The following is a 23840-nucleotide window of genomic DNA, read 5'->3' as shown; positions in this document are numbered from 1 at the left end:
CAATGCTTATGGCGGGTATGGAGGGAGCAAAGGCTGCCGCATCAATTGTCATGGAACGAATACCTATCCATCAGGCGGAAGAGCACAAAGGCCACCACGCCAAAGCCGAGGAAGAGGATGACGGCGGCTGCAGAGCTCCACCCCACCGACAGACTGGAGAAGCCAAAATCCCAGAGGATGTAGAAGATATTGGTGGTCGCGCCGAGCGGGCCGCCGCCAGTCAGCACATGGATGTAGGCGAAACTCCACTGCGCCCCGAGCAAGATCGTCATCAGCACGAGGAAGAGCACCGTTGAGCGCAGGAGCGGCAGGCGGATATCGCGGACGATCTCCCACTTCGAGGCCCCGTCCATCCGCGCCGCCTCGACCAACGACGGATTGATGTTGGCATTGGCAGCGGAGAGGATCAGCGTCGAGAATCCGATCAGCTTCCATCCGGTGATGACGATGATCGTCCAGATCGCGATCTTCGGGTCCTGCAGGAAGCGGACGGGGCGGAATCCGAACAGCGTAATCGCCTCGTTGACCATGCCGTGGCCGGGATCGAGCAGCCAGCGCCAGACCGCAGCTGCGACGACTGGGGCGATGATCATCGGCACGAAGATGATGGCACGATAGAAGTTGCGCGCGCGAGCCGGCAGGTCATGCGTGTAGATCGCGATGGCGAGCGGAATGAGAACGGCGATCGGCAGCAGGCCGATGATGTAGATGCCGGTGTTCCACAATGCCTGCCAGAATTTCGGCAGTGCGAATATGTTGATGTAATTCTGCCAACCGACATAGGTCTGCGGTGTGGTCGGTAGCATGTTCCATTCGTAGAAGCTCAGCCGAGAAGCGTCGATGAGCGGCCAATAGATCCAGATCGCGAGGGTCAGAACCGCTGGCGCAAGGTAGAGCCAGGGCGTGACGCGCCAGTTGTCCATTCGGCGGCGTCGAACAGTGCCACCATGGGTGCTCAGAGCGGCTTCAGACATCTGCAATCCTCGAATCCTGCTGCTCGTCGGCCGAAGGCCTCGGATATCGCCGTTTTGCCAAAGCCGGCCCCGCATCCCCTGCGGTGCACAGGGCCGGTTCGCGTCTCGCATCACTTCGGCATCATCGCCTGTGCGGACTTCTGCGCCGCCTGCATCGCCGCAGCCGGATCCGTGCCGCCGAAGACAGCCATCTCGGCGCCTTCCATCATGGTTTTCTGGATCTGCCGATAGTTTGGACCTGGGAAGGACTCCCACCGCTCGAGCATCCTGAGCTGCTCAAGGTTCGGCTGGATCAGCGGGTGTTCCTTCACCCAATTACCAAGATATTTCGGGTCCTCGACGATGTCGGCGCGCAGAGGCAGGTAGCCAATCTCCGAGGTGATAACCGTGTAGGCTTCCTTGGATGTCATGAACTTCATGAGTTCCCAGGCGGCGCGCCGCTTCAGCGGGTCTCGGCTCAGGATCACCAGCGCACTTCCGGAATTGTTCGGCCGTTGGGGCTTATCGCCAAAGCGCGGCATGGTCGAAGCGCGCAAGTCGAATTTGCCTTGCGAGCCTTTCACCAGGAAGCCCTGTATTGCGGAGGTCTGGAGATACATCCCGACGTTGCCCGAAGCCATTGCTTCCATGGCCGCCGTGATGTCGAGGTTGGTGTAGGCGCCGCTGTCATAGAGATCGCGCAGCATGGCGACTGCCTCGACCGATGCAGGCTCCGCGAAGGCCAGGGTCTTGCGATCGGGAGACATCAGACTTCCGTTGTTCGAACGAAGCACGCCCTGGAACAACCAGTCGCCGGCGGAGGGTCCGAAGATGCCGGTCGCAATACCCTCGGCCTTTGTCTTCTTCGTGATAGCGAGCCCTGCTGCCTTGACCTCGGCCCAGGTCTTGGGCGGATTGTCTGGATCGAGGCCTGCTGCCTTGAACAGATCGGCGTTGTAGAACAGAACGGGTGTCGAGAAAGTATAGGCAAGCCCGTAAGTTTTGCCGTTCAACACGCCGAGCTGGAGGCCGTTTGGCGAAATGCCCTCGAAATGCGCCTTGAGTTCCGTCTCTGGCACGATTTGCTCGAGCGCTGCGGCGCCGAGATTGTCCACGGTGAATTCCAGATCGGAAAACACCATCTGCACAACGTCGGGAATGCGACCGGCGGCGACATCGGCCTGGATGCGGCTGGTGATGTCGGCCGAGCTGGCGCCGACACCCTTCACCTTGATGTTCGGGTTGGCGGCCTCGAACTTGGCGATGAGCCGTTTCGTCGCCTCTGCGCCGTTGCCGGCCGACGCGAGATTGTAGTTGTAATAGCTGATCGTCACTGGCTGATCGACGGTCGCCGGAATGGATTGGCCGAGCGCCGGATAGGCGACGCCTGTGGCAAGCAGCGCGAGTGCACCGGTCAGAAAGGTCTTGCGGTTCATCGGTGTATCTCCGGAATTATTCTGCGGCGATGGCGGAGACTGCAGCAGCAGTAGCAGCCTCCGTCTCGTAGCGTTTGATGATCTCGGCCATGCCAGCGAAGGTGTGGACCTTCAGTTCACGCCGCTCCGAAGGTTGCGGAATGAAGGAGATGGTCAGCCCCGAGGGGCGCACCGTGCCGACGGCGAAGGAGGCACCCGACAGCATGCGCAGGCCCTCGTGCAGGTAGAGCACGTCGGTCGCAGCATGCTGGCCGATGCCGACGACCACCGGGATGCCGTGCCAGTTGCTGACGCGGTCGAAGTGGATGTGACCAGAAAGCACGCCGATCACGTTTCGCCCTTCGAGGGCAACGCGCAGACGCTCGGTATCGACAAACGACAGCGACTCCCATTCGAGATCCGGGTGCTCGGTGTCGAGCGCCGGTGCATGATGGATGACGATCAGCTTCGGCACGTCCGGATGCTGGTCGAGTTCGGCCGTCAGCCATTCGATCTGACCCGGCTCAAAATGGCCGCCGATCTTGAAGGGCACACTGCTGTCGAGGACGACGATGTGGATGCCGTCGATCACCGCCGCGTGGTCGTAGGGCTTGTCGAGATCGCCGGTGCGGTCGAGCATCGCCGAGTAGAAGCCGGCACGCTTGTCGTGATTGCCGAGCGCGTACAAGATCGGAATGCCGAGATCGGCCTCGGCCATGATCGACTTCAGCTGTTCGTAGCTGCCCGCATCGCCTCGATTGGTGAGATCGCCGCTGGCGACGATGAAGCGCGGCGCAGGCACCAGCATCTTCACCTCGGCCAGAATACTGCGAAGTGTGGTCGCGGTGTCCGAATAGAGGTGATCGTCCTCGACGGCCGGATTTCCTATGTGGAGGTCGGTCAGATGAACAAAGGTCGGGTAAGCATCCGGCATGGCGCGCGGCTCCTTTCGAGGGGGCAACAACCATCGGGCCGCTATGTCCGGATGGCTCTTGCGCGAGAACGGAGCTACCGCTACTTAGTCTTTGTGACAGGTGAATGAAGGTTCATTCAGACCATGGACGGCATCGTTGTGGACAAGCGGGAACGCATTCTGGCCGCCGCCGCTGAGCTCATCGTGCGCAACGGTCTTCAGTGCTCGATGGCCGAGATCGCGACGACGGCGGGAATCGCGACCGGCTCGCTGTACAACTATTTCAAATCCAAGGACGATCTCATCTGGGGCGTATACGAGCGCCTGACGCAAACGGTTGCCGCGGCGCTCGTGGTGGAGCACGATCCGGCGACCCCGCACGAGGCGCGAATCCGTCGCTACATCGGCGACTATATCGATTTCATCTGGTCCGATCCCGATCGCGCTATCCTGTTTGAATATCTGTCGAATGTCCCGTTGATTCCGGCCAACGAACTGCGGCGGGCCTTCGCACCGGTCACGACGTTCACCAACAAGCTGATAGAGGATGCCCGAGCGGCCGGGGTGCTGCGCAACCTCCCAGTACAGGACATGGGCGGGTTCATCGGCGGCGGCATCCGCAACACACTGAAATGGCATCGCGCCGCAGGAGCAAGACTGACTCCCGGAGAGCGCGACAATATCGCGGCGATGTGCTGGTCGGCCATCGCATCAGACAGGTGGTTTTGACTCAATGACATTGCTCGAAGCAGCCCTTTGGCGAAGGGATAAAGGTGACACCGTCACTGATACGGCGCGTAGCCATTCACGGTATGCTTCCATTTAGGGATCGGCTCTCTCCACGGCTGAGACGTCCGCTCCTGGCACATTCCGGAAGTACATCGAACGTCCGCAATGCGGCGCGAACCAGACATTAGAGAAGCGCGCCGCAATGACCGCTCGTGGCACGTGTCCGAAGTACTGCTTTGGTCAGCGTATAGGCGGAAAGCGGACGTTCATTGTAAACTCTCGATGTCGACTGGACCCGTAAGAGACCTTCCCTATCAGCCGTGGTTTAGTTCTGCACCAGGGTTCCACCAAGTGCCGTTCGCGAGGCCGGATGGTCTCACGCACTCAGGCCACGTGAGCCTTTGGGGTCTGGGACGTGGCATTCCCCAGAGCTTCGTGCCCATGACCTGGAAGGGAGCGGAACGCACTTTCCACTCTGCCTCCTCGGCAACGACGGTCGCCCCAATGCGCGCCTGACCGGCGCTCCAATCACGGTTAGATCTGCTCCAAACACTGAACCACGGGCTAGACCCATGCAGGGTTCAGAGCAATTTGCCGTTACGTTCGGCAGCATGGCTTAATCGAGCGAGACGCATGCGACAGCTTGCTCGGGATGGACAGACGCAACTGGTAATACTACACGCGCTTGACGGGGGCATGGCAAGATCTGGCGCCGATAGCGTTAGCTCCATCATCTTGGCACCTCTCGCATTCCTGTCGTGCAAATGGTTTGATTCGAAGGAACTAACGATGCTCATCGAAGAACGCATCTACACTATTGCAGCAGGGAAGCTGCCGACCTATCTCGCGCTATACACGAATGGCCCGCTCGACTTACAAACGCGAGTCCTGGGCAATTTACTTGGCTATTTTACTAGCGAAGTGGGTCCGCTCAGCACGCTTGTTCATCTTTGGGGTTACACTTCGTTCGAGGAACGCATTTCGCGTCGGGAGGCTCTGGCGGCAGAGCCCGAGTGGCAGAACTATCTCTCGGCCGTCACGCCTTTGATTGTGAAGATGGAAAATCGACTACTCGTTCCAACTGCTTTCTCGCCAATCCGATAAGGGTTGGCACGCAAAAAACATCATGACGTGAGGATGCAATGGAACGCAATTGTAATTGGCGCAGGTCTGACGGCGCAGGCAGGAGTTCCAGCAAGTCTAAGTTCGGCAGAGATATTGCCGAACATTAAACATCTATGACATGTAGCGCGCTATGCGAGCGCGACGTCCGAACTGCCATACAAATCTGTTTCAACAACTCGATTGCGAAGTTCTCCAAGACCTGTCCCGCGAACGACGACCTCGTCGCCGCTCTTTAGGAAAATCTGCGGGTCGTGCGCCATCCCGATACCACTGGGAGTCCCAGTCAGAATGACATCACCAGGATACAGAGTCATCCCGAAGGACAGCTCTGCGATGATCTGTCCGATGTTAAAGGCCATCTGCTGAGCGAATGCGTCCTGACGCTTCTCGCCATTTACAAACGTTTCCAGTCTGACTGAAGGAAGGTCGATTTCGTCGGCGGTCACAAGGAATGGTCCGATCGGGGTGCTTCGATCAATGCTCTTGCCTTTGAACCATTGGCCACCGTGACGACGCTGGAGATCACGTTGAGACACATCATTGGCCAGAGTATATCCAAAAATATAATCCGACGCACGACCTGAGGGGATGCTCCGCCCTTCTTTGCCGATGATAACTGCAATCTCGCCTTCGTAATCCCACTTTTGTGAGACACGCAGATCAAAGGCAATATCTTCCCGCGCGCCGACCAGTGCGCTGGGAGCCTTATTGAAGAACGTGGGAGCCGTTGGGCGTTCGACTTCCTGCCCGTCGCGCTTGCCGACACCTTCTTCAAAGTGGTCCCAATAGTTCCAACCCGTGCATAGTACATCGCGGCGGAACCGGCGGATCGGGGGCAGGAACTGAGCCTCCTCAACTGATACAGACTCACTGGCAGCAGATTCCAGTTCAGTGAATGCACCGAACCCTAAGTTGATAAGGTCTACGAGGTCGCCACTCGACGGTGGTAAGAGTACAACCTTGTCTCCACGGATAATTCCAGACCGCTCCGTAGTCCCGACGCGGACACATGCAAGTTTCATCGTTCCATCCTGACAATTAAATAATTGGTGGTCAGCCACGGCAGCATTGATCGCGCGATGTTCTAGCCCAGCAGGCCCGTCTCTTCAGAAACCCGGCGATAGGCGGCACCGGCGGTGAATCCTCCATCAATAATGAAGTCCTCGCCTGTGATGAAGCTGGCCTCTTCGCTGACCAGGAAGGCCACCAATCGCGCGACTTCTTCGTCGGCAGCCGCGCGCTTCATCGGCGTCATCTCAATCATAGGTGCGAGATGGGGTGATCCGCTATTGAGCTTCGTTAATACCAGCCCGGGACAAACAGAATTAACCCGAATGCGGCGCTCGGCGAATTCCATGGCCGCGGCCTTGGTCAGCCCCCGAAGGGCCCACTTACTCGCCGTATAGGCTGGGTCATAATGAGCTGAGAAAGCTGAGTTGGAGGAGATATTGACGATCGCCCCACCTGATCCGTCTGCCATCTTGTCACTGACACTACGGATGCCTAGAAAGGCACCCGTCAGATTGATATCAACAAGACGCCTCCATTGATCAGGTGTCGTCTGGGCAATCGACTGCCGATTGATGATCCCGGCATTGTTGACAAGAATATTGATTGCCCTTTGCCATTGCATGACGGCGTCAACGAGGGTCGTCCAATCGGTTTCCTGACTAACGTCAAGCCTGAAAAAGCGAACGTCCAAGCCAGCACGGGTCAGCTCCTCCGTGGTCGCAACACCTTCCTCCTCAAGGACGTCGCATAGCGCAACGGCAGCACCTCGCTGCGCAAGAAGTCGAGCCTCGGCCAGTCCCTGGCCTCGGCTTGCACCTGTAACGATCGCCACTTTGCCTTCGAGGGTTGCTGGCATTGCAGCGGCAAATGTCTGAGAGTTCACCATTAGTAAGTCGCCCTTCCGCCGGAAAGATCGTGCACGGCTCCGGTAGAGAAGGAGCAGCCATCAGAGGCCAGCCACGCGGCGAGCTCAGCGACCTCCTTAGGTGTACCAGCGCGCCCCATAGGGATTTTCGCGAAGTTGGCAGCGACCATCTCAGGGTCCATTTGGCGCAAAAGACCTGTCTCGATAAGCGCTGGCGCAATACTGTGAACGCGAATTTGAGTGGTCCCCAACTCTTTACCGAGCGCTTTTGAGAACGCGATGACACCGGCCTTTGCTGCTGAGTAAGCCGCCATGCCAGGATTGCCATCTTTCCCGGCGACGGACGCTATGTTGATGATCCGGCCGCTTCGTGACCTGTCCATTACTTGTAAAGCAGCATGCGAGCAGTAGAAGACGCTTGTGAGATTAACGGAGAGCGTTAGTTGCCACTCGGCAGGGCTATAGTCGGCAACGTTCTTTGTCGGCCCAGTCACGCCTGCGGCGTTGACGAGGAGATCGACGCCTCCCAAGTCCCGCGCCGCCTCTGCCATTGCCCGGCTAACGGATCCCGGATCCGTTACGTCGACAGCCCGGAAGCGAAGAACTCCTTCAGCAGCGGCAGGTTCATGCCGGTCCCAGATCTCAACCTTGGCGCCGGACCGGGAGAAAATCTTGGCGATCGCGCTCCCAATCTGACCTGCCCCACCCGTGATAACGGCCAAGCGCCCAGCCAAGTCGTAGCTGTTCTCCCTAAGGGTCATCTTCACTCCCAGAAGCTCATCCTCACAGGCTTTAACCCATAGGGCCCAGGCCAGATGAGGTCCACCGAATTATCACATGATGCGACTACCGTCTACAACGATGGCACGGCTTCATCGCTGCCCAGCATGATTAAGTTTTTGATTTCTCGGGCATAAAATCACGTTACATCTAATAAACCTACGGATCTACGCTGTCGGGTCGAGCATATGCATCATTGGAACCTCCTTGACTTATCTCATAATATGAGAATTCTTGAGACCCCAGAACACGAATTTGGAGGAGACGAGAATGACAAAGTCTAAATGGCTAAGCACAACGCTTGCGGGTACCGCGGTTGCGATCTGTATTGCGGGCAGCGCATCAGCCCAGACCGTCAAGTTCAGCTACCCAGTGGCGAAGACAAGCACGATGGGCCAAACGGTCGACCATTTCGGTAGCCTCATCGAAAAAAGTACCAATGGCGCTTTGAAAGTCCGCGGCTTCCCCGATGCCCAACTTGGCAACGAAATCCAATCTGCATCCTCGGCGCAGGGCGGGATCGTCGAGATGGCCGTGACGACTACTGCCGCACTTGCGAGCACGGTCAAGGATTTCGATCTTTTCCAGCTTCCGTTCCAATTCAAGAATTATCAGGAACTTGATGGCGTGTTGCGCGGAAAGACCGCCCGAACAATGCTCGACAAGCTCTCGGCCTCTAATCTGGTCGGCCTGTGCTATTGGGATTATGGGTTCCGTAACGTCACGAACAACAAGCGCCCGATCGAGAAGCTTGAGGACATGAACGGCCTTCGTATCCGAACCATTCAGAATGCCGTGTATCTCGACGTTCTGAAGGCTCTCGGTATGAACCCCACGCCGCTGCCGTTTCCTGAGACCTTCACAGCCATCGAAACCGGGGCAATCGACGGGAATGAGATCGCGAACGATGTTACTCGGGCAACGTCATTCTATGAGGTCCAGAAGTACCTGACGGAAACGCGCCATTTCCCGACATCGAGCGTCGTGCTCGTCAGCAAGCGCTTCTGGGACAAGCTTGATACGCAGAAGCAAGAAGCCGTGCGCGCTGCTTGTGATGAGGCGGCCATCTTCAACCGTAAAGCTATCGAAGCGTCTGACGTCGATACCCGGAAATTCCTGGTCGACAAGGGCATGCAGATCAACCAGATCTCTGACGAAAGCATGCAGAAGGTGCGTGAGGCTGTAAAGCCGGTCATTGAGCGCGTAACAGCCGGTCTGGACCAGGAAGTCGTGAAGAGCTTCAATGCCGATCGCGAAGCCGCCAAAGCGAAGAGTCAGTAACCTGTGAGACAATACTGCGCTCGCATCAGCGGGCGCAGTTGTGCGATTTGTCATTGCGTTTGCCGGTGCTGAGCTAAGTCGCCTATTTTAACAGAGGCACCTGTCCGCCACAGGAACGATTCTTCCGTCTGCACGACGGCTGAGTCCAAAAGATAAGAAAGCGAACCGTGATGTTGCTGAAAGAGAAGGTTGCGATTGTTACTGGCGCCGGGAACACCCAAGGCATTGGCTTTGCTGCTGCTCGCGCGTTTGCGCGTAACGGCGCATCCGTAATCCTCGTCGATCTCGATAAAGACGGGGTCGAGACCGCCGCACGCGAGATCGGACCCAGTGCGCTCGGGATTGCGGCGGACGTGAGATCCCAGGAGACCTCCCAGCATGTGTATGCCGCTGCGACGGAGAGGTACGGGAGAATCGACATTCTGTTGAACAACGCGGGGATCACTCAACCGCGCAAAACCGTCGATATTACCCGTGATGAATACGACGCGATCATGGACGTAAACCTCCGCGGCACCCTCATCATGTCACAGCAGGCACTCCGCGTGATGAAGGCTGGGAGCTCGATTATCTGCATCGCGTCGATCGCGGCACAGCGCGGCGGCGGCCTCATGGGCGGACCCCATTACGCTGCCTCTAAGGGTGGCGTCCTAGGCCTGGTCAAGGCTATGGCACGCGATGTTGGACCTGCCGGAATTCGCGTCAACGCGATTAATCCAGGGGTCATCATGTCCCAGATGACCAAAGATTTCTACGACGATGAGTTGACGGCAAAAGTGCTTCCTACAGTGCCTCTTGGACGCTTTGGAACGCCAGACGATGTCGCGGGAGCCTGCTTGTTCCTGGCGTCCGATCAATCCGCCTACATCACAGGATCTGCGATCGACGTGAATGGCGGAATGCATATGAACTGACGAAAGTCACCCGACAGTGGACTGCTTGAGCAATCCTAACGAGGAGAAATGAAGTGACTATCAAAGTTGTGCCTGTTGTAACCCGCGCAGGTGAGCTCGACTCAAATACCGATCAATCCGGGGATTGCGTCCGGCGTTCGGGCGTAAGCCCGCAACACACCCCGGCCACGAAGATCTGGTTCGGACAGGTCACCAATGAGCCTGGCTTCCGTTCGCCTCCTCATCACCATGGCGATGCAGAAACCGGCGGCTACGTTCTCAAGGGCCATGGGCGTATCTATTTCGGAGAGGGTTACAAGGAGTACGTCGATATGAAGGACGGCGATTTCGTGTTCGTGCCCCCGAACATGCCGCATGTCGAGGCGAACATGAGCGTAACCGAGCCTCTGACTTGGCTGACCTGCCGTACGCCGGACAATATCGTGGTGAACCTCCCGGACGTTCCTGACGACGGGTTGGAAGGCTATCGGAGACCGTAAGCATAACCGGGTAATTCCCGGTTCGCTCATCACGTTGGGGTAGTTGATGCAGCTCTAACATCATTCACGATACTTGTCTGGAGGACGGAAGAAGATGTTGACGAAGGCGATTGACGCTTATTTCGCCCTCTTGAAGGGGATTGTCGTCCTGTGTCTCGTGGGCATGGTTGTCCTTGTGTTCGGCAACGTGCTCATGAGGTACATCTTCAATTCTGGAATTACAGTCTCGGAAGAGTTCGCGCGCTGGCTGTTTGTTTGGCTGACGTTCATCGGAGCAATTATTGTGCTGCGCGACCATGGCCACCTTGGACTGGATTTCGTCGTCAATAGCCTCCCCACGCCGCTGCGCCGCATTTGCCTGATCGTCGGTCATTTGCTGATGATCCTCGCAACCTGGCTGATCATCGAGGGCAGCTGGACCCAGGCTTCCGTTAATCTCTACACCTATGCGCCAGCGACAGGTCTTTCCATGGGCTTGTTCTTCGGCGTTGGCCTAGTCTTCGGAATATCCACAATGTTCATCCTGGTCTGGCGATTGTTCTTAATCGCTACCGGACAAATGGATCGAATGATCGTGATCGATGAAGAAACTGCCGCAGTCAGCCAAGGTCTGGAGAAGTAATCATGACGCTGCTTGTCTTCCTCGGCGCCCTGCTAGGCAGCATGTTCATTGGTCTGCCCATCGCTTACGCTCTGCTCATGACAGGGGTCGCCCTGATGTGGCAGTTGGATTTCTTCGACTCCCAAATCGTTGCCCAGAATCTTCTGAATGGCGCTGATAGCTTCCCACTTATGGCTGTGCCATTCTTTATGCTCGCCGGCGAGTTGATGAATGCAGGTGGTCTATCACGGCGCATCGTCAATTTGGCACTGGCCGCGGTTGGCCATATTAAGGGCGGCCTCGGATATGTCGGCGTTCTCGCCGCCTGTATTCTTGCAAGTCTGTCCGGCTCCGCCGCAGCTGATGCAGCCGCCCTTTCTGCGATCCTCGTTCCCATGATGGTCAAAGCGGGCCACGACAAGGGACGTTCTGCCGGTCTGATCGCAGCATCTGGCATCACAGCTCTGATCATCCCGCCTTCCATCGGTTTTATTCTGATCGGCGTGGTCGGCAATATGTCGATCACGAAGCTTTTCATCGCTGGTATCGTTCCCGGCATTTTGATGGGAGTGGTTCTCGCGACCACATGGTACTTCGTATCGCGTCATGAGAACATTGCCACGCCGGCTCGCGTGCCGGTCAAGGCGGTGTTCGGGAAAGCTCGGGAAGGAATATGGGCCCTCCTTCTGCCTGTTATCATCCTCGTCGGCTTGCGCTTCGGGGTATTTACGCCCACTGAAGCTGGCGTGGTCGCGGCTGTTTATGCCCTGTTCGTCGCACTGTTTGTCTATCGTGAACTAAGGGCTAAAGACCTCTTCGACGTGTTTCTCGCGGCTGGGAAAACGACTGCCATGGTCATGTTCCTAGTCGCTGCCGCCCTCGTGTCCAGCTGGATGATTACCATTGCCGGACTGCCGGACCAGATTACGGACCTCGTCGCTCCATTCGCGAACAATCCGACCCTCCTGATGTTCATCGTGGTTGGCCTCGTGCTCGTTATCGGGTGCGCCATGGACATGGTTCCGATCATCCTTATTCTTATTCCGGTGCTCCTGCCTGCCGTCAGGGACGCGGGGATCGACCCCATCTATTTCGGTGTTGTTTTCATGTTAGCCTGCGCAATCGGGCTGCTCACACCACCTGTTGGTGCGGTCCTCAACGTTGTCGCTGCCGTGTCAAAGGTTAGCTTGCCTCAGGTTATCCGTGGTGTGGGGCCATTCATTTTGGCCCAGATCGCCATCCTTATCTTGTTCATCCTCTTCCCAGGGATCATCACTATCCCCGCGGCCTGGCTGAGCGGCCAATAGACCGAGATGAGACCATGACAAGCCTCGACAAAATGCTTGAAATCATGAACTATTTTGACGAAGACAATTTGTCGATAGATGTGTCTCGAGCCGCCGAACTGACAGGAACGTCGAGGGCAACTGCTTACCGCTACATCCAGTCACTGACGAAGAGCGGACTGCTTATGGCAGCAGCAGGAGGGAACTACGTTCTCGGTTCGCGCATCATCGAACTTGAGATGGTGATACGCGAGAGCGACCCTCTCTTGAGAGCGGCCCGCCGACTGATCCGGCGTAACTCGGAGGATCTTGATCTCAATATTATGCTCTGTAGCTATTACGGAGACAAAGTCCTTTGTGCTGATTTCGCTTGGCCCGACCGCAGCATAGAAGAAATCTACAAACGTGGCCGCGCCATGCCCATCTTTCGCGGTGCGATGGCAAAGATCATTCTGGCGCACCTGTCTCTTGCGCAACTCAAGAACGTATACCGCTGGAACGAAGAAGAGATTCGTGAGATTGGTTTAGCAGCGGACTGGGATGAGTTCCGTAAGGCAATGAGCGTGATGCGAAGTGACGGCTATGCCGTTACTCACTCAGAAGTGTTCGAAGGTTTAGTGGGTATCGCGGCTCCCGTTCGCGACACGGAGAAGCGTATTCTGGGGAGCGTCGTTTTTGTTGTCGCGCAGGAACGTTTTGCCAAGTTCGACCTCTCTCAGCTTATTAGCGAAATTTGCAGAATCTCAGCTGAGATCGAGGAAGGAGTTTCGAGATTGATGCGAGGCTCTGATGACGCCTCGGTCTATGCGGCTCGACTAAAGCGCCCGGTGGCTACGGGGGCCTGAGCTAGGCGCATTTACGGCCTTTTCAGAGGGCATTAGTGGAGGGACCTTGAGCTGACACGTAAGTGACAGAGTAATAGCATATACGAAGGATGGAACTGTCCTGTCATCCTCTCTACACCTGACAGCACTTCTCACTTAGAGTTAGCAACCAAGCCGTCTGGCTCTGTATCTAGGCCTCCCAAATTTTCTAATGGAGGAGATGCTTGCGGTGAGTGGAGGTCAGCCATTAGGTGGTCCGGTAGTGAGCCCTGAAGTTCGGCCAAAGCTTGCCAACTAAATCCGCCATCGTCTTCCAGCTCCTCCCAGCCTACGATTAGACCGCCACTCTCTTCCGTCGTCCTGCCCATACCAACACCTCTGATCTCGGCGCGCTCGTACGCGGGCGTTCCAAGTCTGCTACGGGGGATGTCACATCAACGGGAAATGCTGCGCTTTACTGGTCAAGAAAAAATCTGTCATCAGTGGAATCAACCACTTGGCCTGTGCACAAATCGGCAGCCGTAGCCAGCGGAAGCCTTATACTCAGTTAATGTGACATCTCCCCTATACCTGTGCCGGCGGTTCCGTCGCAAATTTGAGGGACGTCCAAAAGACACCAGAGTTTCCGCGAGGCGTTCATGCTGCGAGCAGGTCGAATTGAGCAGCGAGCGACGGCTGCGGGTTTCGGGCGTATTTCGCCTGTCCCGTGCGCATCATGTGGATCATCTCAATCCCACCCAGGATCACGCGGGCGCTCGCAAAGGACTGGAAGCCGAGCATCGGCAGGACCCGTCGCTTGATCCTCCTGTGATCCTGCTCAATGCGATTGTTCAAGTATCGACTCTGCCGATCTGGATTAGCTGCAATGGGCGCCTCGACCTATCGCGCAGCCGGTCGGCGGTATCGCAAGATACGCCATACTCCCTGACGGGCGACTCTCGTTGGGATGACGATACCGCAAAGGCAGAGGTCGGCGCGTTGATCGACCGCATCGGCTTTGCGGGAATTGACCTTGGGCCGCTCGAGGTCGGTGGCAGACTCACTCAATTTCCCGGCGGACCATTGCCGAACCAGAACCTCGTGAGGATCGGATGATGTGACTGGTGGTCTTCGCAGAGGTTGAAAGTGACCGACAGGTTCTCTCATCAAAGGGAGGAGTAAGTCTGAGCATTCCATCGATGCCCACAGTCTCGCCCCCATCGTTTTGAAGGCAAAGTGCAACTGGGCCCATCTCACCACGGAGAAGGCGATGGGCACACTATATGAACTTGCCCTGGACGACCTCAGGAGCGTTGCAAGGAAGGAGCGTGGCGCGTTTCGTACCTTGGCCCTTACTCAGCTACCCGTTCATTGTGCAGAAGCTCGCGCCGGAGTTACGAAGCGGTCGCCCGCGCTGCTTCGCGTGCCACTCCTATCAGCCAATCGCTAAAGGTTTCGGCCGCCCTAGCCTGTGCCGTTCCTGGGTCATAGATCGCCTCATGATCCGGTCCCGGAATTCGGATTCGTGGCCAGGGCTCTATGAGATCGCCTCTTTCCAACAAGTCTCGCACGGTCTCCAAAGGACAAATCAATGCCCCAGCGCCAGCAAGGGCTGCTTCTAACGCAATATAGAAGTGCGGGAAGGCCTGTGCGCTAGCAACGGCTCCGCCTGGAGCTCCAGCCGCCTTCAGCCAGGCTTCGAGCTCGCCTGGACGCGTCATTGCACGAAGAAGTTTGATGCCGTGCATATCCGCGATCATCGCTCCTGGCTTGCTGACAGCCCTCGGCGAAACGAGGAGCGCAAGCTCCTCCCGAAGGAAACAGTTTGACGCGTATCTCGCCGGAATTGGACCGGCCGATCGGATAGCGACGTCGAACGGCGTCTCGAGCCATTTGTCACCAGTGTGGGTCTGACGAATCAGCACCGAGATTCGCGGATGCTTTGCGGAAAAATCCCACACGCGCGGGATCAGCCATCGCATCGAAAATGTCGCCGGGCAGACGACGTTCAGAACCGTGGGCTCTTCTTCGGCGCGTGCGGCATCGACGGAATCAGCGATGAGAGTCCATGCCTTGTTTGCAGCCTCAGCCAGTTTCAGCGCGGCTTCCGTCGGCTGCATCGATCGACGCTTCTTCGCAAAGAGAGGGAGGCCGATCCAATCCTCAACAGAAGCGATATGTTTGCTTATCGCTCCATGTGTGACGAACAGTTCATCTGCCGCTTTTGTTACGCTTTTGTGACGTATTACGCTCTCGAGAGCCACAAGAGATTTAAGTGGAGGAAGGTTTCTTCTCATATCTTACTATATGTCACAGCAGAGAGATTATTTCTCAATTTACTTTAAACGAGACGTTGCTATCGTTAAATAGCCAGTGAGCAAATGATCTTACTCAACTAACAGATAACATTACTTACGTTTGGTGACACTTGTATGACTAAAGTCGGAGCCTTGTCGACGGTTGGATATCACCATGCCAGCATGCCCTTGCTTGTAAACGGACGCTCGTACTCCTGGCCGAGTCTGCCAGTCGTCGTCATCTGTTTCGACGGGTGTGATCCAAGCTACCTTGAGGCCGCGGAGGCTGCCGGGGTGATCCCCACGCTTTCCTCTCTCATGCGCCATGGATATTTCGGAACGGCGCTCGCGGCCATGCCGACTTTTACAAACCCCAACAATATCTCGATCGTCTGCGGAGCCGCGCCGTCCGTTCATGGAATTGCCGGCAACTACTACCTTGATCGGGCAACCGGTCGCGAAGTCATGATGCTGGACGGAGAGCGGATGCGCGCCGACACCATCCTGGCCCGGTTCTCGGCGGCAGGCGCGAAGGTTGCCATCGTCACAGCCAAGGACAAGTTGCTGAAATCATTGGCGCGCGGGTTCTCCGGCACCGCCTGTTCGGCCGAAAGCGCAGCGCAGGCGATCAACCTCATTGGTTCCATTCCACTTCCCGATTCCCAAGAGCCGGACAAGTATTCGGCCGACCTGTCGCTCTTCGTTCTTGACGCCGGGATCGCACTGCTCGACCGCGACCGCAGCGACATTCTCTACCTCTCGCTTTCCGACTACATCCAGCACAAGCATGCGCCTGAGGAACCGGAGGCGCTCGCCTTCATGCGCGCGGTGGACGACCGCATCGCAACCCTTCTCGCCAAAGGCGCCGTCATCGGCATCGTCGCCGATCACGGGATGAACGACATGGCATTGCCCGACGGGGCAGCCAATGTCGTGTTCCTGGAGGATTTGATCGAGCAGGAATTCGGCAAGGGAACCGCCCGCGTCATTTGTCCGATCACCGATCCGTTCGTGCGCCATCATGCCTCTCTCGGTGGGTTCGTGCGGGTCTATCTCAAACGAGCGGATGTCTCTCGAGACAGTGTCGCTGCACTCCTCGCGTCAGTGCTTGGTGTCCAGAGCGTCCTGAGCGCCGCGGAGGCGTGCAAGCTCTACGAACTGCCGGGAGAGGGCGAGGGCGATCTCGTGGTCGTCGCCGAGCGCGGCGTGGCGCTTGGGGCCCGCGCCGAGGAGCATGACTTATCCGCCCTGGCGGGCACCCGCTTGCGTTCTCATGGCGGCACCAGCGAGCAGAAAGTCCCCTTTATCCTCTCGCACCCCCTGAAGCCCGACTATGCGGGCCGCGCTCGTAAGGGGCTGCGCAATTTCGACATCTTCGACTACGCGCTCAATGGAGTAAAGTTGTGACCGTTACATCCTCGATCAGATCACCGCAGCCGGAGAATTCCCGTTCGATGGGGCGCGTGGTCCTTGTCATCTGCGACGGCCATCGCGCGGACTTCGTACGACATGACACGTGCCCTCGGATCACGGATTTTGCCCACCGCTCTCGGAGCTTCGCCAACCACCGCGCGATTTTCCCGTCCGCGACACGGGCCAGCGCAGCCTCCATCGCCACAGGCTGCTGGCCCGCCAATCATGGGCTGCATGGCAACATGATGGGATTGCCGGACGCCGACGGGTTTCGCGTTCACGATGTCGGAGACCCTGCGTTCGTCGGCAAAATGCGCGCGGCATTCGGGCGTACTTTGCGCGTGCCAACACTGGCCGAGCGTCTCGCGCCTTACGGCGGCGCGGTTATCGCCTCGAACGTCTCCCCGGGAGCAGCGTATTTCCATGACCCTGACCACTTCGGTCACGTCATTCACCGCGCCGGTTCGTTCGGCCCCGGCGGCCGCCGTCTGGACAAGGACGAGGCACCCGTCGTCACCCACGATTATGCAGGTGACGAGGCGCTCACCGATTGGTTCTGCAAGATCGTCCTGCGGGAACGCCAACCGAGGCTGGCTGTCTTGTGGCTTTCGAATCCGGATGCGGCCATGCACGCGGATCACCTTGGTTCGGGCACTCATCTCGACGGCATCGCCTGCGCCGATCGTAGTTTCGGTCAGGTCGAGGACACGGTCGCGCAACTTCGTGCTGAGGGTGAAGAAATTCTGCTGATGGTCGGATCGGACCATGGCCAGGAAACCGTTGCTGAACGTGTCGCCGTGGCGGCGCGCCTAGTCGATGCGGGGCTGAAGGAAGCGCCCGAATCGACCGATCTCGTGGTGGCGCCGCAGGGTGGCGCCGGACTGATCTACCTTGCTCCTCACATGAGTGCTCGCAAGGGCGAGGTGGCATCGTTCCTGCGCGCTCAACCATGGATCGGGCAGGTCTTCGTCGGAGATGAAATGGGTCATCTCGGGCAGAGGCCCGACAACGGGCTCAGCATCGCCTTCTCGATGGCGCGAACGGACGAGCGCAACTCGTACGGCGTACCGGGCCACATTACGATCTGCGTGTCCGATGAAAAACCCGGAAAGCCAGAAGGCTTCGGCAGTCATGGCGGGCTCGGATCGTTCGAGCGGCATCCTTTCTTGATGATCAATGGCGGCGGATTTGCCTCGGAAACCGTCGAACACGGCGAGACCAGGCTCATCGACATCGCCCCGACCATTCTGCGCTATCTCGATCTGCCTCGCACAGGCGTCGATGGCCTGGCGCTTCCACAGAACTGACCGTCACTCTTCAAGGAGCTTACGATGAAAAAACATCTGATTGGACTGTTGCTATCTGCAACACTTGCAATATCGGGGTCCGTTGCCGCACACGCAGAGCCAAAATATGGCGGCATTCTAAAGCTGCAATGGGGAACTCTCGACACCGCGGACTTCCATCGCCATACCGGCACGATCTCACTCCCGCATCCGTTTGCCGAAACACTGACGACAATCTCGAAGGACGGCCAGCCCAAGGGCCTTCTCGCCGAGAAATGGGACATTTCCAGCGACGGCCGGACCTACACCTTTGCAATCCGAAAGGGCGTCAAGTTTCACAACGGCCGCATCCTGACTGCGCAGGATGTGAAAAAGAACTTGGAGCGCATCGAGCGGGAGGTCAAAGGGGGCTGGCTGACCAGCGCGATGCAGCAGGTCGAAAGCATGGAGACTCCAGACGCGAACACCCTTGTGGTTCATTTCAAGGCTCCCTTCGCGCCATTCGTCAACCTTCTCGCCGAGGCATGGATTCTGGCGCCTGAATCGCCTGGCTGGGATTCCAACATCACGAAGCCGATCGGTACCGGACCGTTTACCTTCGATAGCTGGACACCGCAGCTCAAAATCACCGGCGCCAAGTTCAAAGACTATTGGATGGAAGGCAAGCCTTATGTCGACGGCATCAAGTTCGATGTGCGCGAGGTCGGCGATGCTTCGCTCGCCTTGCGCGCAGGCGACTACCACGCCGCCTCCATCCCGCTCTCGAAGATCAAAAGCGTCGAAGCCGGCGGGAACATCAGAGTCGAGTTTCGCGGCGATACGAGCTGGAACTTCCTGTCCTTCAACAACCGCAAGCCGCGTCCGCCCTTCGACAACATAAAGGTTCGTGAGGCGGTCGCCTATGCGTTGGACAAAAAAGCCCTCCTGAATCAGGCGGCTGGAGAATACGGCACCGTCGGCAACCAGATGGTGGACAAGGGCAACTTCTTCTTCGACGCCGAAATGGCGGCCAAAGACAAACACGCGAAGCCTGATCTCGAGCGGGCCAAAAAAATCCTGGCCGCCGAAGGTGTCGATCCGGGGAAGACCACGATCTACATGATCTCCGAGATTACAAGCCGGACCGCGGCGCCGATCGCTCAAGTGCTGCGCCAACTTGGCTTCAAAGTCGACAACAAGTCGTTCGACGACCTGGGCTTTCAGAAGGCGCTATCAGCTTACGATTGGGACGTTTTCCCGGGCGGCTCAGGCCCGCGCAACGACATTTTTCTTCGCTACGTCCGCTTAACCAGCGACGGCCCGAATCCAGGTCTCTGGGGCGGAGTGCAGGATAAGGAGTTCGACACTCTGGTAACGGCAGCAATTTCCGCGGTCGATCAAAATGAGAGTCGTGCACTCTATCTCAAAGCCTGGCAGCGCGTGATCGACAATTACTACACGGTGGTCCTCGGGCATTCGCCGGGCGCGTATGGCATCCGGAGTGAAGTCAAGGATCTGACCATCGGCTTCAACACCTCGGCACATCGCGCCGATGGCGGTGTCGCCTTCGCATGGATCGAACGATAACTCTCGCCGGACTGCATTAATGAAAGAACAGGGAGCGCGGAAATGTCGATGATAGCCCCTACAGGGTATTCAAGGTATCGGATGCCCGCGCTCCCTCTCATGACATGGATCAGCATCGGCTTTATCGCCGTCGCTCTGATCGTCACCTTGATCGGACCCTTTCTGGTCACACACGATCCTTACATGTTCGGCGCGGATATGAATTCGCCACCGAGCAAGGAACACTGGCTTGGCACTGACGATCAGGGGCAGGACGTCTATTCTCGGCTTCTGATTGGGACGCGGCTGAGCCTTTTCTATGGCGCGAGCGCAGCCTGCGTTGCCCTCATCACGGGCGGGCTTGCGGCGCTGATCGCGATGGCGCTCGGGCCGGTCACCGAGACGGTGGTCTTCGCTGTCGTCGATCTTATCCGCGCTCTGCCGGGCATCCTCTTTGCTCTCGCATTCGTCGTTGCGTTCGAGCCCAGCGAGACATCGGTTGTTTTGGCGTTGGGCATTTCATTTGCACCGAATTTTGCGCTGATTGCACGCGCCACGTACCTCCAGCAGATGGCGCGACCGTATACGGACGCGGCGAAAGTCCTTGGCGCTGGCCGATTGCGGATCGCACTGGTTCATGTGCTTCCCAATATCGGCGGCGCCTTGATCACGCAGTTTGCGATTATCCTGCCGCGCTGCATCGTCTCTGAATCGGTGCTGAGTTTTCTCGGCCTTGGTGTCTCGCCCGAAACTCCAACATGGGGACGCATGATCGCTAGCGCGGCGAGCTTTACGGAGGATGCCCCGCACGCGGTCATCGCGCCAATTCTGGCTTTGTCGATCGTCACATTTTCTCTCGCCCTCATCGGGGATGCGCTTCGTCGCCGCTTCGATCCCGCCCGCCGGAGGATCGCCCAGTGACCCCTCACCTTGCACGCCTGCTCGTCGGCATCACGGTCGATATCCTGCGCTCGCTTGCGATTGCGGTCGGGATCGTCCTGATCACCTTCTTTCTGATCCGCATGATCCCGGGCGATGTTGTCGATGTTCGAGGCCTTGAAGGTTCCCTCACTTACGCGCAGCAAAGCGCAATGCGTGATGATTTGGGGCTCTCTCGAGGATGGATCGAACAGTTCTTCACATGGCTCTCGATGATCTCGACCGGAGACCTCGGCGTTTCGTCCCGGTTCGCGACACCGATTGTCGACCTTATCGCCACGGTGTTGCCATCGACTCTGAAGTTGGGGTTGGCGGCGCTTGGTATTGGGTTGTTCTTCGGTATCGCACTGCCGACACTGGCCTGCGTCTACCCTCGGTCAATCTTCGTGGGTCTGGTCGATTTCGTGACGATTTGGTCGATCACGATTCCGACTTTCTCGATCGGCATCCTCTGTGTGGTCGTCTTTGCGGTCTGGTTGGGCTGGATTCCGGCGATTGGCAACTTTGTCGTCCCGGCCATCATTCTCGGTATGGATATCGCGGGAACGATCGCGAAGATGCTTCATGAGGATATGAAGGACATCGAGGGAGCGGATTATATCCGCACAGCCCGCGCCAAAGGACTTAGTCCGGCGCGGATCGTCATCGGGCATATTCTTCCGAATGCCTTCACGATTGTCATTGCGCTCGCAGGCCTGATCCTTGCCGGCGTTCTGACTGGCGCCTTGACCATGGAAGTGGTGTTCGGCCTTCCTGGCCTCGGCACATTGACGCTGCAAGCCATCAAGGGGCGAGATTATCCTGTAGTGCAAGCCGTGATCATCTGGCTCGGCCTTGCGGTGATCTTCGCCAATCTCCTGACCGATCTTCTCCAGCGATTTATCGATCCAAGGTTGAGAAAATCATGAAGCCAGATCTGATCCTCTCCGTCCGTGACCTCTCGGTCTCGATTACCGGTCGCGCAGGTACGGTCGTAGCCGCCAAAAACATCTCCTTCGATCTCGGTGCCGGGGAAACCCTGGCAATCGTCGGGGAATCTGGTTCCGGCAAATCCATGACTGCTCTCTCGCTCATTGGACTTGCGCCGGTGGGAACGTCGGTTACATGCACCGGCGAGGCGCTCTTCGAGGGAAAAGACCTTCTCAAGCTGTCTGAACGTGAGTTGCGCAAAATTCGAGGTAGCAGAATCGGGACCGTGTTTCAGGATCCTTCGGCATCGCTCAATCCACTTATGTCTGTCGGGGCCCAGATCGGAGAAGCGATTCATGCCGCCCAACTCCGTCACAACGCCGTCCCGGGAAGCGTAACGTCGACAGTTACTCGGCTGCTCGATGAAGTGAGTTTGCTCGAGGTACCGGATATCGCCCACCGATACCCGCATGAGCTCTCGGGCGGCCAACAGCAGCGGGTCATGATCGCTATCGCCCTTGCGGGTAACCCCTCGCTATTGATCGCCGACGAACCAACGACCGCTCTTGATGCGACCGTGCAGGCGCAGATCCTCCAGTTGCTCAAGCGACTTCAGCGCGCGCGCGGCATGTCCATGCTGATGATCTCGCACAATCTCGGCCTCGTCGCGGACCTGGCGCAGGGTATCGTCATTCTCCGACAGGGAGCGATCGTGGAACGAGGGCCTGCATCCGGCGTCATTGCCAATCCGCAGACCGCCTATGCACGCGCCCTGGTGTCCTGTGTACCGCGCGTCGGTGTCCGGCTCGATCGTCTCCCGACGATAGATCGCGTGGACGAAAACAGATCATCGCCAACGGCCCGCCAGAATACCACAGCCAGACCTCTGGTAGAGGTTCGCGACCTTGTCGTGACCTACCCGGGACGCGGCCCGTTCGCACCGGAGGTGCGCGGCGTCGACGGCGTCTCGCTGGCAGTCCCGCACGGGGGCGCTCTCGGGATCGTCGGCGAGAGTGGAAGCGGCAAAAGCACGCTCGCCAAGGCATTCGTCGGGCTCGTGCGGTCACGATCCGGGAGCATCATCTATCGCGACGAGACAATCGCCGACCCTTCGCGGATGAGTCAGAGATTGCGCTGTGACATTCAGTATATCTTTCAGGATGCTTTTGGGGCGCTTAATCCACGAAAGAGCGTTGAGCAGGCAATCGCGGAGCCGATGTCGATCCATGGGCTGCATCGCGGCAGGGATCGGCGCAGCGCCATCCTGAAGCTCCTCGATGAGGTCGGCCTTGCCTCGATGCACCTCGATCGGCTCCCGCACGAACTCTCGGGCGGCCAGCGTCAGCGCGTGACGATCGCGCGTGCCCTCGCTCTCGAGCCGCAGGTCCTGATCTGTGATGAAATCGTATCGGCTCTCGATGTATCGGTGCAGGCGCAGATCCTCAATCTTCTCAAGGATCTTCAGGAATTGCGAGGCTTGAGCCTCATTTTCATTAGTCACGATCTCTCTGTCGTGGCTCACATGTGTGACGCCATTGCAGTGATGAAGTCGGGTAAGGTGGTCGAGTACGGACAAGCAGAGACCATTCTGAAAGCACCATCCGAGTCTTACACTCGCAGATTGCTGCGTGCGGCCGAGCTCTTGGAACTACCGCCAGGAGGCGCCGGAAAAGGAATTCCAGAATTATCCGGACTTGAACGGGACAGCGTCGGCACTGTGCTGAGAAATCCTTGTGCGGCGTAATTGTCTCCCTTTTGAGGAAGCTGGCGATCCGCTGATGTCCGAAGAGCCAAGAAGGGTCTATGCTCCGCTTTCATCTCTTCGCCGGACGCGCTCGGCGCGTCGCAAAGCTTAGCTAAAGATCATCAAGGGTGCTGGTTTGATCCTCTTCCGCCGTTATCGACTAGCCTCGCTTGGCGTCCCGTCACGATTTTCAGTGGATCAGATTTAGACGCCTGGTGCGGTGTCGCCGCAATCGATAGGCAGCAGTGTCACTGGGCATTTTGGCGTGAGACAGACGATCCAATAGTTTCAGTGACTTAGTTGTAATCACGAGACAAAGGTTTGGGCATTTAACGTGATGGTGTGGACGCTCCCTGCTCACCGGCATCAAAGTGCCATAGCGTGGTCGTCGTGAAGATCGCAACAAAGAGAGGGAGCGTCCGCCATACATGTTGCCACAGTCGGCTTGGATCTGGCCAAGCACATCTTCCAGGTTCACGGTGTTGACGAGGCCGGCAAGGGGCTTTGTCGCAAACCTTTTGTTTCAGAGTTTCAGCTACTGGGATGGCGGTC

General features: G+C 57.7%; 21 protein-coding genes and 2 pseudogenes. 15 read left to right on the top strand and 8 right to left on the bottom strand.

The genetic code is table 11. The features are described from left to right. Positions 1 to 41: 41 nt before the first annotated feature. The 3 genes from FEZ63_RS06565 to FEZ63_RS06555 all read right to left on the bottom strand — a co-directional run bounded on the left by FEZ63_RS06565 (position 42) and on the right by FEZ63_RS06555 (position 3302). Positions 42 to 974: a carbohydrate ABC transporter permease gene (locus FEZ63_RS06565; RefSeq protein ID WP_150942839.1), complete on the bottom strand. Its 933-nt coding sequence runs from the start codon at positions 972 to 974 to the stop codon at positions 42 to 44. Between the two features lie 110 nt (positions 975 to 1084). After that, complete coding sequence (locus FEZ63_RS06560; RefSeq protein WP_150942838.1) at positions 1085 to 2389, bottom strand: ABC transporter substrate-binding protein; 1305 nt, start codon at positions 2387 to 2389, stop codon at positions 1085 to 1087. A 16-nt stretch (positions 2390 to 2405) separates the two neighbouring features. After that, entirely contained in the window at positions 2406 to 3302 is an 897-nt protein-coding gene (locus tag FEZ63_RS06555) for a metallophosphoesterase (RefSeq protein WP_150942837.1), read from the bottom strand. 123 nt (positions 3303 to 3425) lie between these two features. Between FEZ63_RS06555 and FEZ63_RS06550 the strand changes: the two genes are divergently transcribed. Both FEZ63_RS06550 and FEZ63_RS06545 read left to right on the top strand, forming a co-directional pair. Further along, a complete protein-coding gene (locus tag FEZ63_RS06550; RefSeq protein WP_150942836.1) occupies positions 3426 to 4010 on the top strand; it encodes a TetR/AcrR family transcriptional regulator in 585 nt (194 codons plus the stop codon). A 789-nt stretch (positions 4011 to 4799) separates the two neighbouring features. Then, positions 4800 to 5114 (top strand): NIPSNAP family protein, encoded by a 315-nt coding sequence (locus tag FEZ63_RS06545; RefSeq protein ID WP_150942835.1) that lies wholly within the window; start codon positions 4800 to 4802, stop codon positions 5112 to 5114. A gap of 149 nt (positions 5115 to 5263) precedes the next feature. Here the strand turns inward: FEZ63_RS06545 and FEZ63_RS06540 are convergent, their stop codons facing one another. The 3 genes from FEZ63_RS06540 to FEZ63_RS06530 form a co-directional block, all read right to left on the bottom strand. Continuing rightward, positions 5264 to 6157, bottom strand: coding sequence for a fumarylacetoacetate hydrolase family protein (locus FEZ63_RS06540; RefSeq protein WP_150942834.1), 894 nt, complete (start codon positions 6155 to 6157; stop codon positions 5264 to 5266). A 62-nt stretch (positions 6158 to 6219) separates the two neighbouring features. Next, the gene (locus FEZ63_RS06535) at positions 6220 to 7032 is read right to left on the bottom strand and encodes an SDR family NAD(P)-dependent oxidoreductase (RefSeq protein WP_244622672.1); all 813 of its coding nucleotides are present in this window, start codon (positions 7030 to 7032) and stop codon (positions 6220 to 6222) included. After that, entirely contained in the window at positions 7032 to 7772 is a 741-nt protein-coding gene (locus tag FEZ63_RS06530; RefSeq protein WP_150942884.1) for an SDR family oxidoreductase, read from the bottom strand. Before FEZ63_RS06530 ends, FEZ63_RS06535 begins: the two co-directional genes overlap by 1 nt. 289 nt (positions 7773 to 8061) lie before the next feature. Between FEZ63_RS06530 and dctP the strand changes: the two genes are divergently transcribed. The 6 genes from dctP to FEZ63_RS06500 all read left to right on the top strand — a co-directional run bounded on the left by dctP (position 8062) and on the right by FEZ63_RS06500 (position 13197). Then, complete coding sequence (gene dctP / locus FEZ63_RS06525; protein ID WP_150942833.1) at positions 8062 to 9072, top strand: TRAP transporter substrate-binding protein DctP; 1011 nt, start codon at positions 8062 to 8064, stop codon at positions 9070 to 9072. Between the two features lie 170 nt (positions 9073 to 9242). Next, positions 9243 to 9986, top strand: coding sequence for an SDR family NAD(P)-dependent oxidoreductase (locus FEZ63_RS06520; RefSeq protein ID WP_150942883.1), 744 nt, complete (start codon positions 9243 to 9245; stop codon positions 9984 to 9986). A 53-nt stretch (positions 9987 to 10039) separates the two neighbouring features. After that, a complete protein-coding gene (locus tag FEZ63_RS06515) occupies positions 10040 to 10465 on the top strand; it encodes a cupin domain-containing protein (RefSeq protein ID WP_150942832.1) in 426 nt (141 codons plus the stop codon). A 94-nt stretch (positions 10466 to 10559) separates the two neighbouring features. Next, positions 10560 to 11087, top strand: coding sequence for a TRAP transporter small permease (locus FEZ63_RS06510; protein WP_244622671.1), 528 nt, complete (start codon positions 10560 to 10562; stop codon positions 11085 to 11087). 2 nt (positions 11088 to 11089) lie between these two features. Further along, positions 11090 to 12373 carry a TRAP transporter large permease gene (locus tag FEZ63_RS06505; RefSeq protein ID WP_150942831.1) on the top strand — a complete coding sequence of 428 codons (1284 nt, stop codon included), beginning with the start codon at positions 11090 to 11092 and terminating at the stop codon, positions 12371 to 12373. A gap of 14 nt (positions 12374 to 12387) precedes the next feature. Next, positions 12388 to 13197 carry an IclR family transcriptional regulator gene (locus FEZ63_RS06500; RefSeq protein WP_150942830.1) on the top strand — a complete coding sequence of 270 codons (810 nt, stop codon included), beginning with the start codon at positions 12388 to 12390 and terminating at the stop codon, positions 13195 to 13197. Between the two features lie 615 nt (positions 13198 to 13812). Here the strand turns inward: FEZ63_RS06500 and FEZ63_RS06495 are convergent. Further along, positions 13813 to 14022, bottom strand: a pseudogene (locus FEZ63_RS06495) (DDE-type integrase/transposase/recombinase); the annotation flags it as partial. Between the two features lie 99 nt (positions 14023 to 14121). On the opposite strand from FEZ63_RS06495, the pseudogene FEZ63_RS25510 reads away from it, so the two are divergent. Then, positions 14122 to 14271: pseudogene (locus FEZ63_RS25510) on the top strand (NADP oxidoreductase); the annotation flags it as partial. 278 nt (positions 14272 to 14549) lie between these two features. Here the strand turns inward: FEZ63_RS25510 and FEZ63_RS06485 are convergent. Beyond that, the gene (locus FEZ63_RS06485) at positions 14550 to 15452 is read right to left on the bottom strand and encodes a LysR substrate-binding domain-containing protein (protein ID WP_150942829.1); all 903 of its coding nucleotides are present in this window, start codon (positions 15450 to 15452) and stop codon (positions 14550 to 14552) included. A 135-nt stretch (positions 15453 to 15587) separates the two neighbouring features. Between FEZ63_RS06485 and phnA the strand changes: the two genes are divergently transcribed. From phnA to FEZ63_RS06455, 6 genes are all read left to right on the top strand, one after another. Further along, a complete protein-coding gene (gene phnA, locus FEZ63_RS06480) occupies positions 15588 to 16859 on the top strand; it encodes a phosphonoacetate hydrolase (protein WP_162419683.1) in 1272 nt (423 codons plus the stop codon). Further along, a complete protein-coding gene (locus FEZ63_RS06475) occupies positions 16856 to 18172 on the top strand; it encodes an alkaline phosphatase family protein (RefSeq protein WP_201274101.1) in 1317 nt (438 codons plus the stop codon). The genes phnA and FEZ63_RS06475 overlap by 4 nt, the downstream gene beginning before the upstream one ends. 24 nt (positions 18173 to 18196) lie before the next feature. Beyond that, on the top strand, positions 18197 to 19717 hold the full coding sequence (locus FEZ63_RS06470) for an ABC transporter substrate-binding protein (protein ID WP_150942828.1): 1521 nt from the start codon (positions 18197 to 18199) through the stop codon (positions 19715 to 19717). An 81-nt stretch (positions 19718 to 19798) separates the two neighbouring features. Further along, positions 19799 to 20617, top strand: a complete 819-nt coding sequence (locus tag FEZ63_RS06465; protein ID WP_201274100.1) for an ABC transporter permease — start codon at positions 19799 to 19801, stop codon at positions 20615 to 20617. Then, positions 20614 to 21543, top strand: a complete 930-nt coding sequence (locus tag FEZ63_RS06460; protein WP_150942827.1) for an ABC transporter permease — start codon at positions 20614 to 20616, stop codon at positions 21541 to 21543. The genes FEZ63_RS06465 and FEZ63_RS06460 overlap by 4 nt, the downstream gene beginning before the upstream one ends. Then, complete coding sequence (locus tag FEZ63_RS06455; RefSeq protein WP_150942826.1) at positions 21540 to 23288, top strand: dipeptide ABC transporter ATP-binding protein; 1749 nt, start codon at positions 21540 to 21542, stop codon at positions 23286 to 23288. The genes FEZ63_RS06460 and FEZ63_RS06455 overlap by 4 nt, the downstream gene beginning before the upstream one ends. Positions 23289 to 23840 lie beyond the last annotated feature (552 nt).

The organism is Microvirga brassicacearum (genome assembly GCF_008757455.1).
In the GTDB taxonomy this organism is placed as follows: domain Bacteria; phylum Pseudomonadota; class Alphaproteobacteria; order Rhizobiales; family Beijerinckiaceae; genus Microvirga; species Microvirga brassicacearum.
This window is presented reverse-complemented; position numbering and strand designations above follow the sequence as displayed.

Coding starts and splice junctions, on each gene's coding strand:
- FEZ63_RS06545 (WP_150942835.1), top strand. CDS start 4,800: ATGCTCATCGAAGAACGCATCTACACTATTGCAGCAGGGAAGCTGCCG.
- FEZ63_RS06535 (WP_244622672.1), bottom strand. CDS start 7,032: ATGGTGAACTCTCAGACATTTGCCGCTGCAATGCCAGCAACCCTCGAA.
- dctP (WP_150942833.1), top strand. CDS start 8,062: ATGACAAAGTCTAAATGGCTAAGCACAACGCTTGCGGGTACCGCGGTT.
- FEZ63_RS06530 (WP_150942884.1), bottom strand. CDS start 7,772: ATGACCCTTAGGGAGAACAGCTACGACTTGGCTGGGCGCTTGGCCGTT.
- FEZ63_RS06560 (WP_150942838.1), bottom strand. CDS start 2,389: ATGAACCGCAAGACCTTTCTGACCGGTGCACTCGCGCTGCTTGCCACA.
- FEZ63_RS06500 (WP_150942830.1), top strand. CDS start 12,388: ATGACAAGCCTCGACAAAATGCTTGAAATCATGAACTATTTTGACGAA.
- FEZ63_RS06540 (WP_150942834.1), bottom strand. CDS start 6,157: ATGAAACTTGCATGTGTCCGCGTCGGGACTACGGAGCGGTCTGGAATT.
- phnA (WP_162419683.1), top strand. CDS start 15,588: ATGACTAAAGTCGGAGCCTTGTCGACGGTTGGATATCACCATGCCAGC.
- FEZ63_RS06510 (WP_244622671.1), top strand. CDS start 10,560: ATGTTGACGAAGGCGATTGACGCTTATTTCGCCCTCTTGAAGGGGATT.
- FEZ63_RS06550 (WP_150942836.1), top strand. CDS start 3,426: ATGGACGGCATCGTTGTGGACAAGCGGGAACGCATTCTGGCCGCCGCC.
- FEZ63_RS06470 (WP_150942828.1), top strand. CDS start 18,197: ATGAAAAAACATCTGATTGGACTGTTGCTATCTGCAACACTTGCAATA.
- FEZ63_RS06565 (WP_150942839.1), bottom strand. CDS start 974: ATGTCTGAAGCCGCTCTGAGCACCCATGGTGGCACTGTTCGACGCCGC.
- FEZ63_RS06485 (WP_150942829.1), bottom strand. CDS start 15,452: ATGAGAAGAAACCTTCCTCCACTTAAATCTCTTGTGGCTCTCGAGAGC.
- FEZ63_RS06505 (WP_150942831.1), top strand. CDS start 11,090: ATGACGCTGCTTGTCTTCCTCGGCGCCCTGCTAGGCAGCATGTTCATT.
- FEZ63_RS06465 (WP_201274100.1), top strand. CDS start 19,799: ATGCCCGCGCTCCCTCTCATGACATGGATCAGCATCGGCTTTATCGCC.
- FEZ63_RS06520 (WP_150942883.1), top strand. CDS start 9,243: ATGTTGCTGAAAGAGAAGGTTGCGATTGTTACTGGCGCCGGGAACACC.
- FEZ63_RS06455 (WP_150942826.1), top strand. CDS start 21,540: ATGAAGCCAGATCTGATCCTCTCCGTCCGTGACCTCTCGGTCTCGATT.
- FEZ63_RS06555 (WP_150942837.1), bottom strand. CDS start 3,302: ATGCCGGATGCTTACCCGACCTTTGTTCATCTGACCGACCTCCACATA.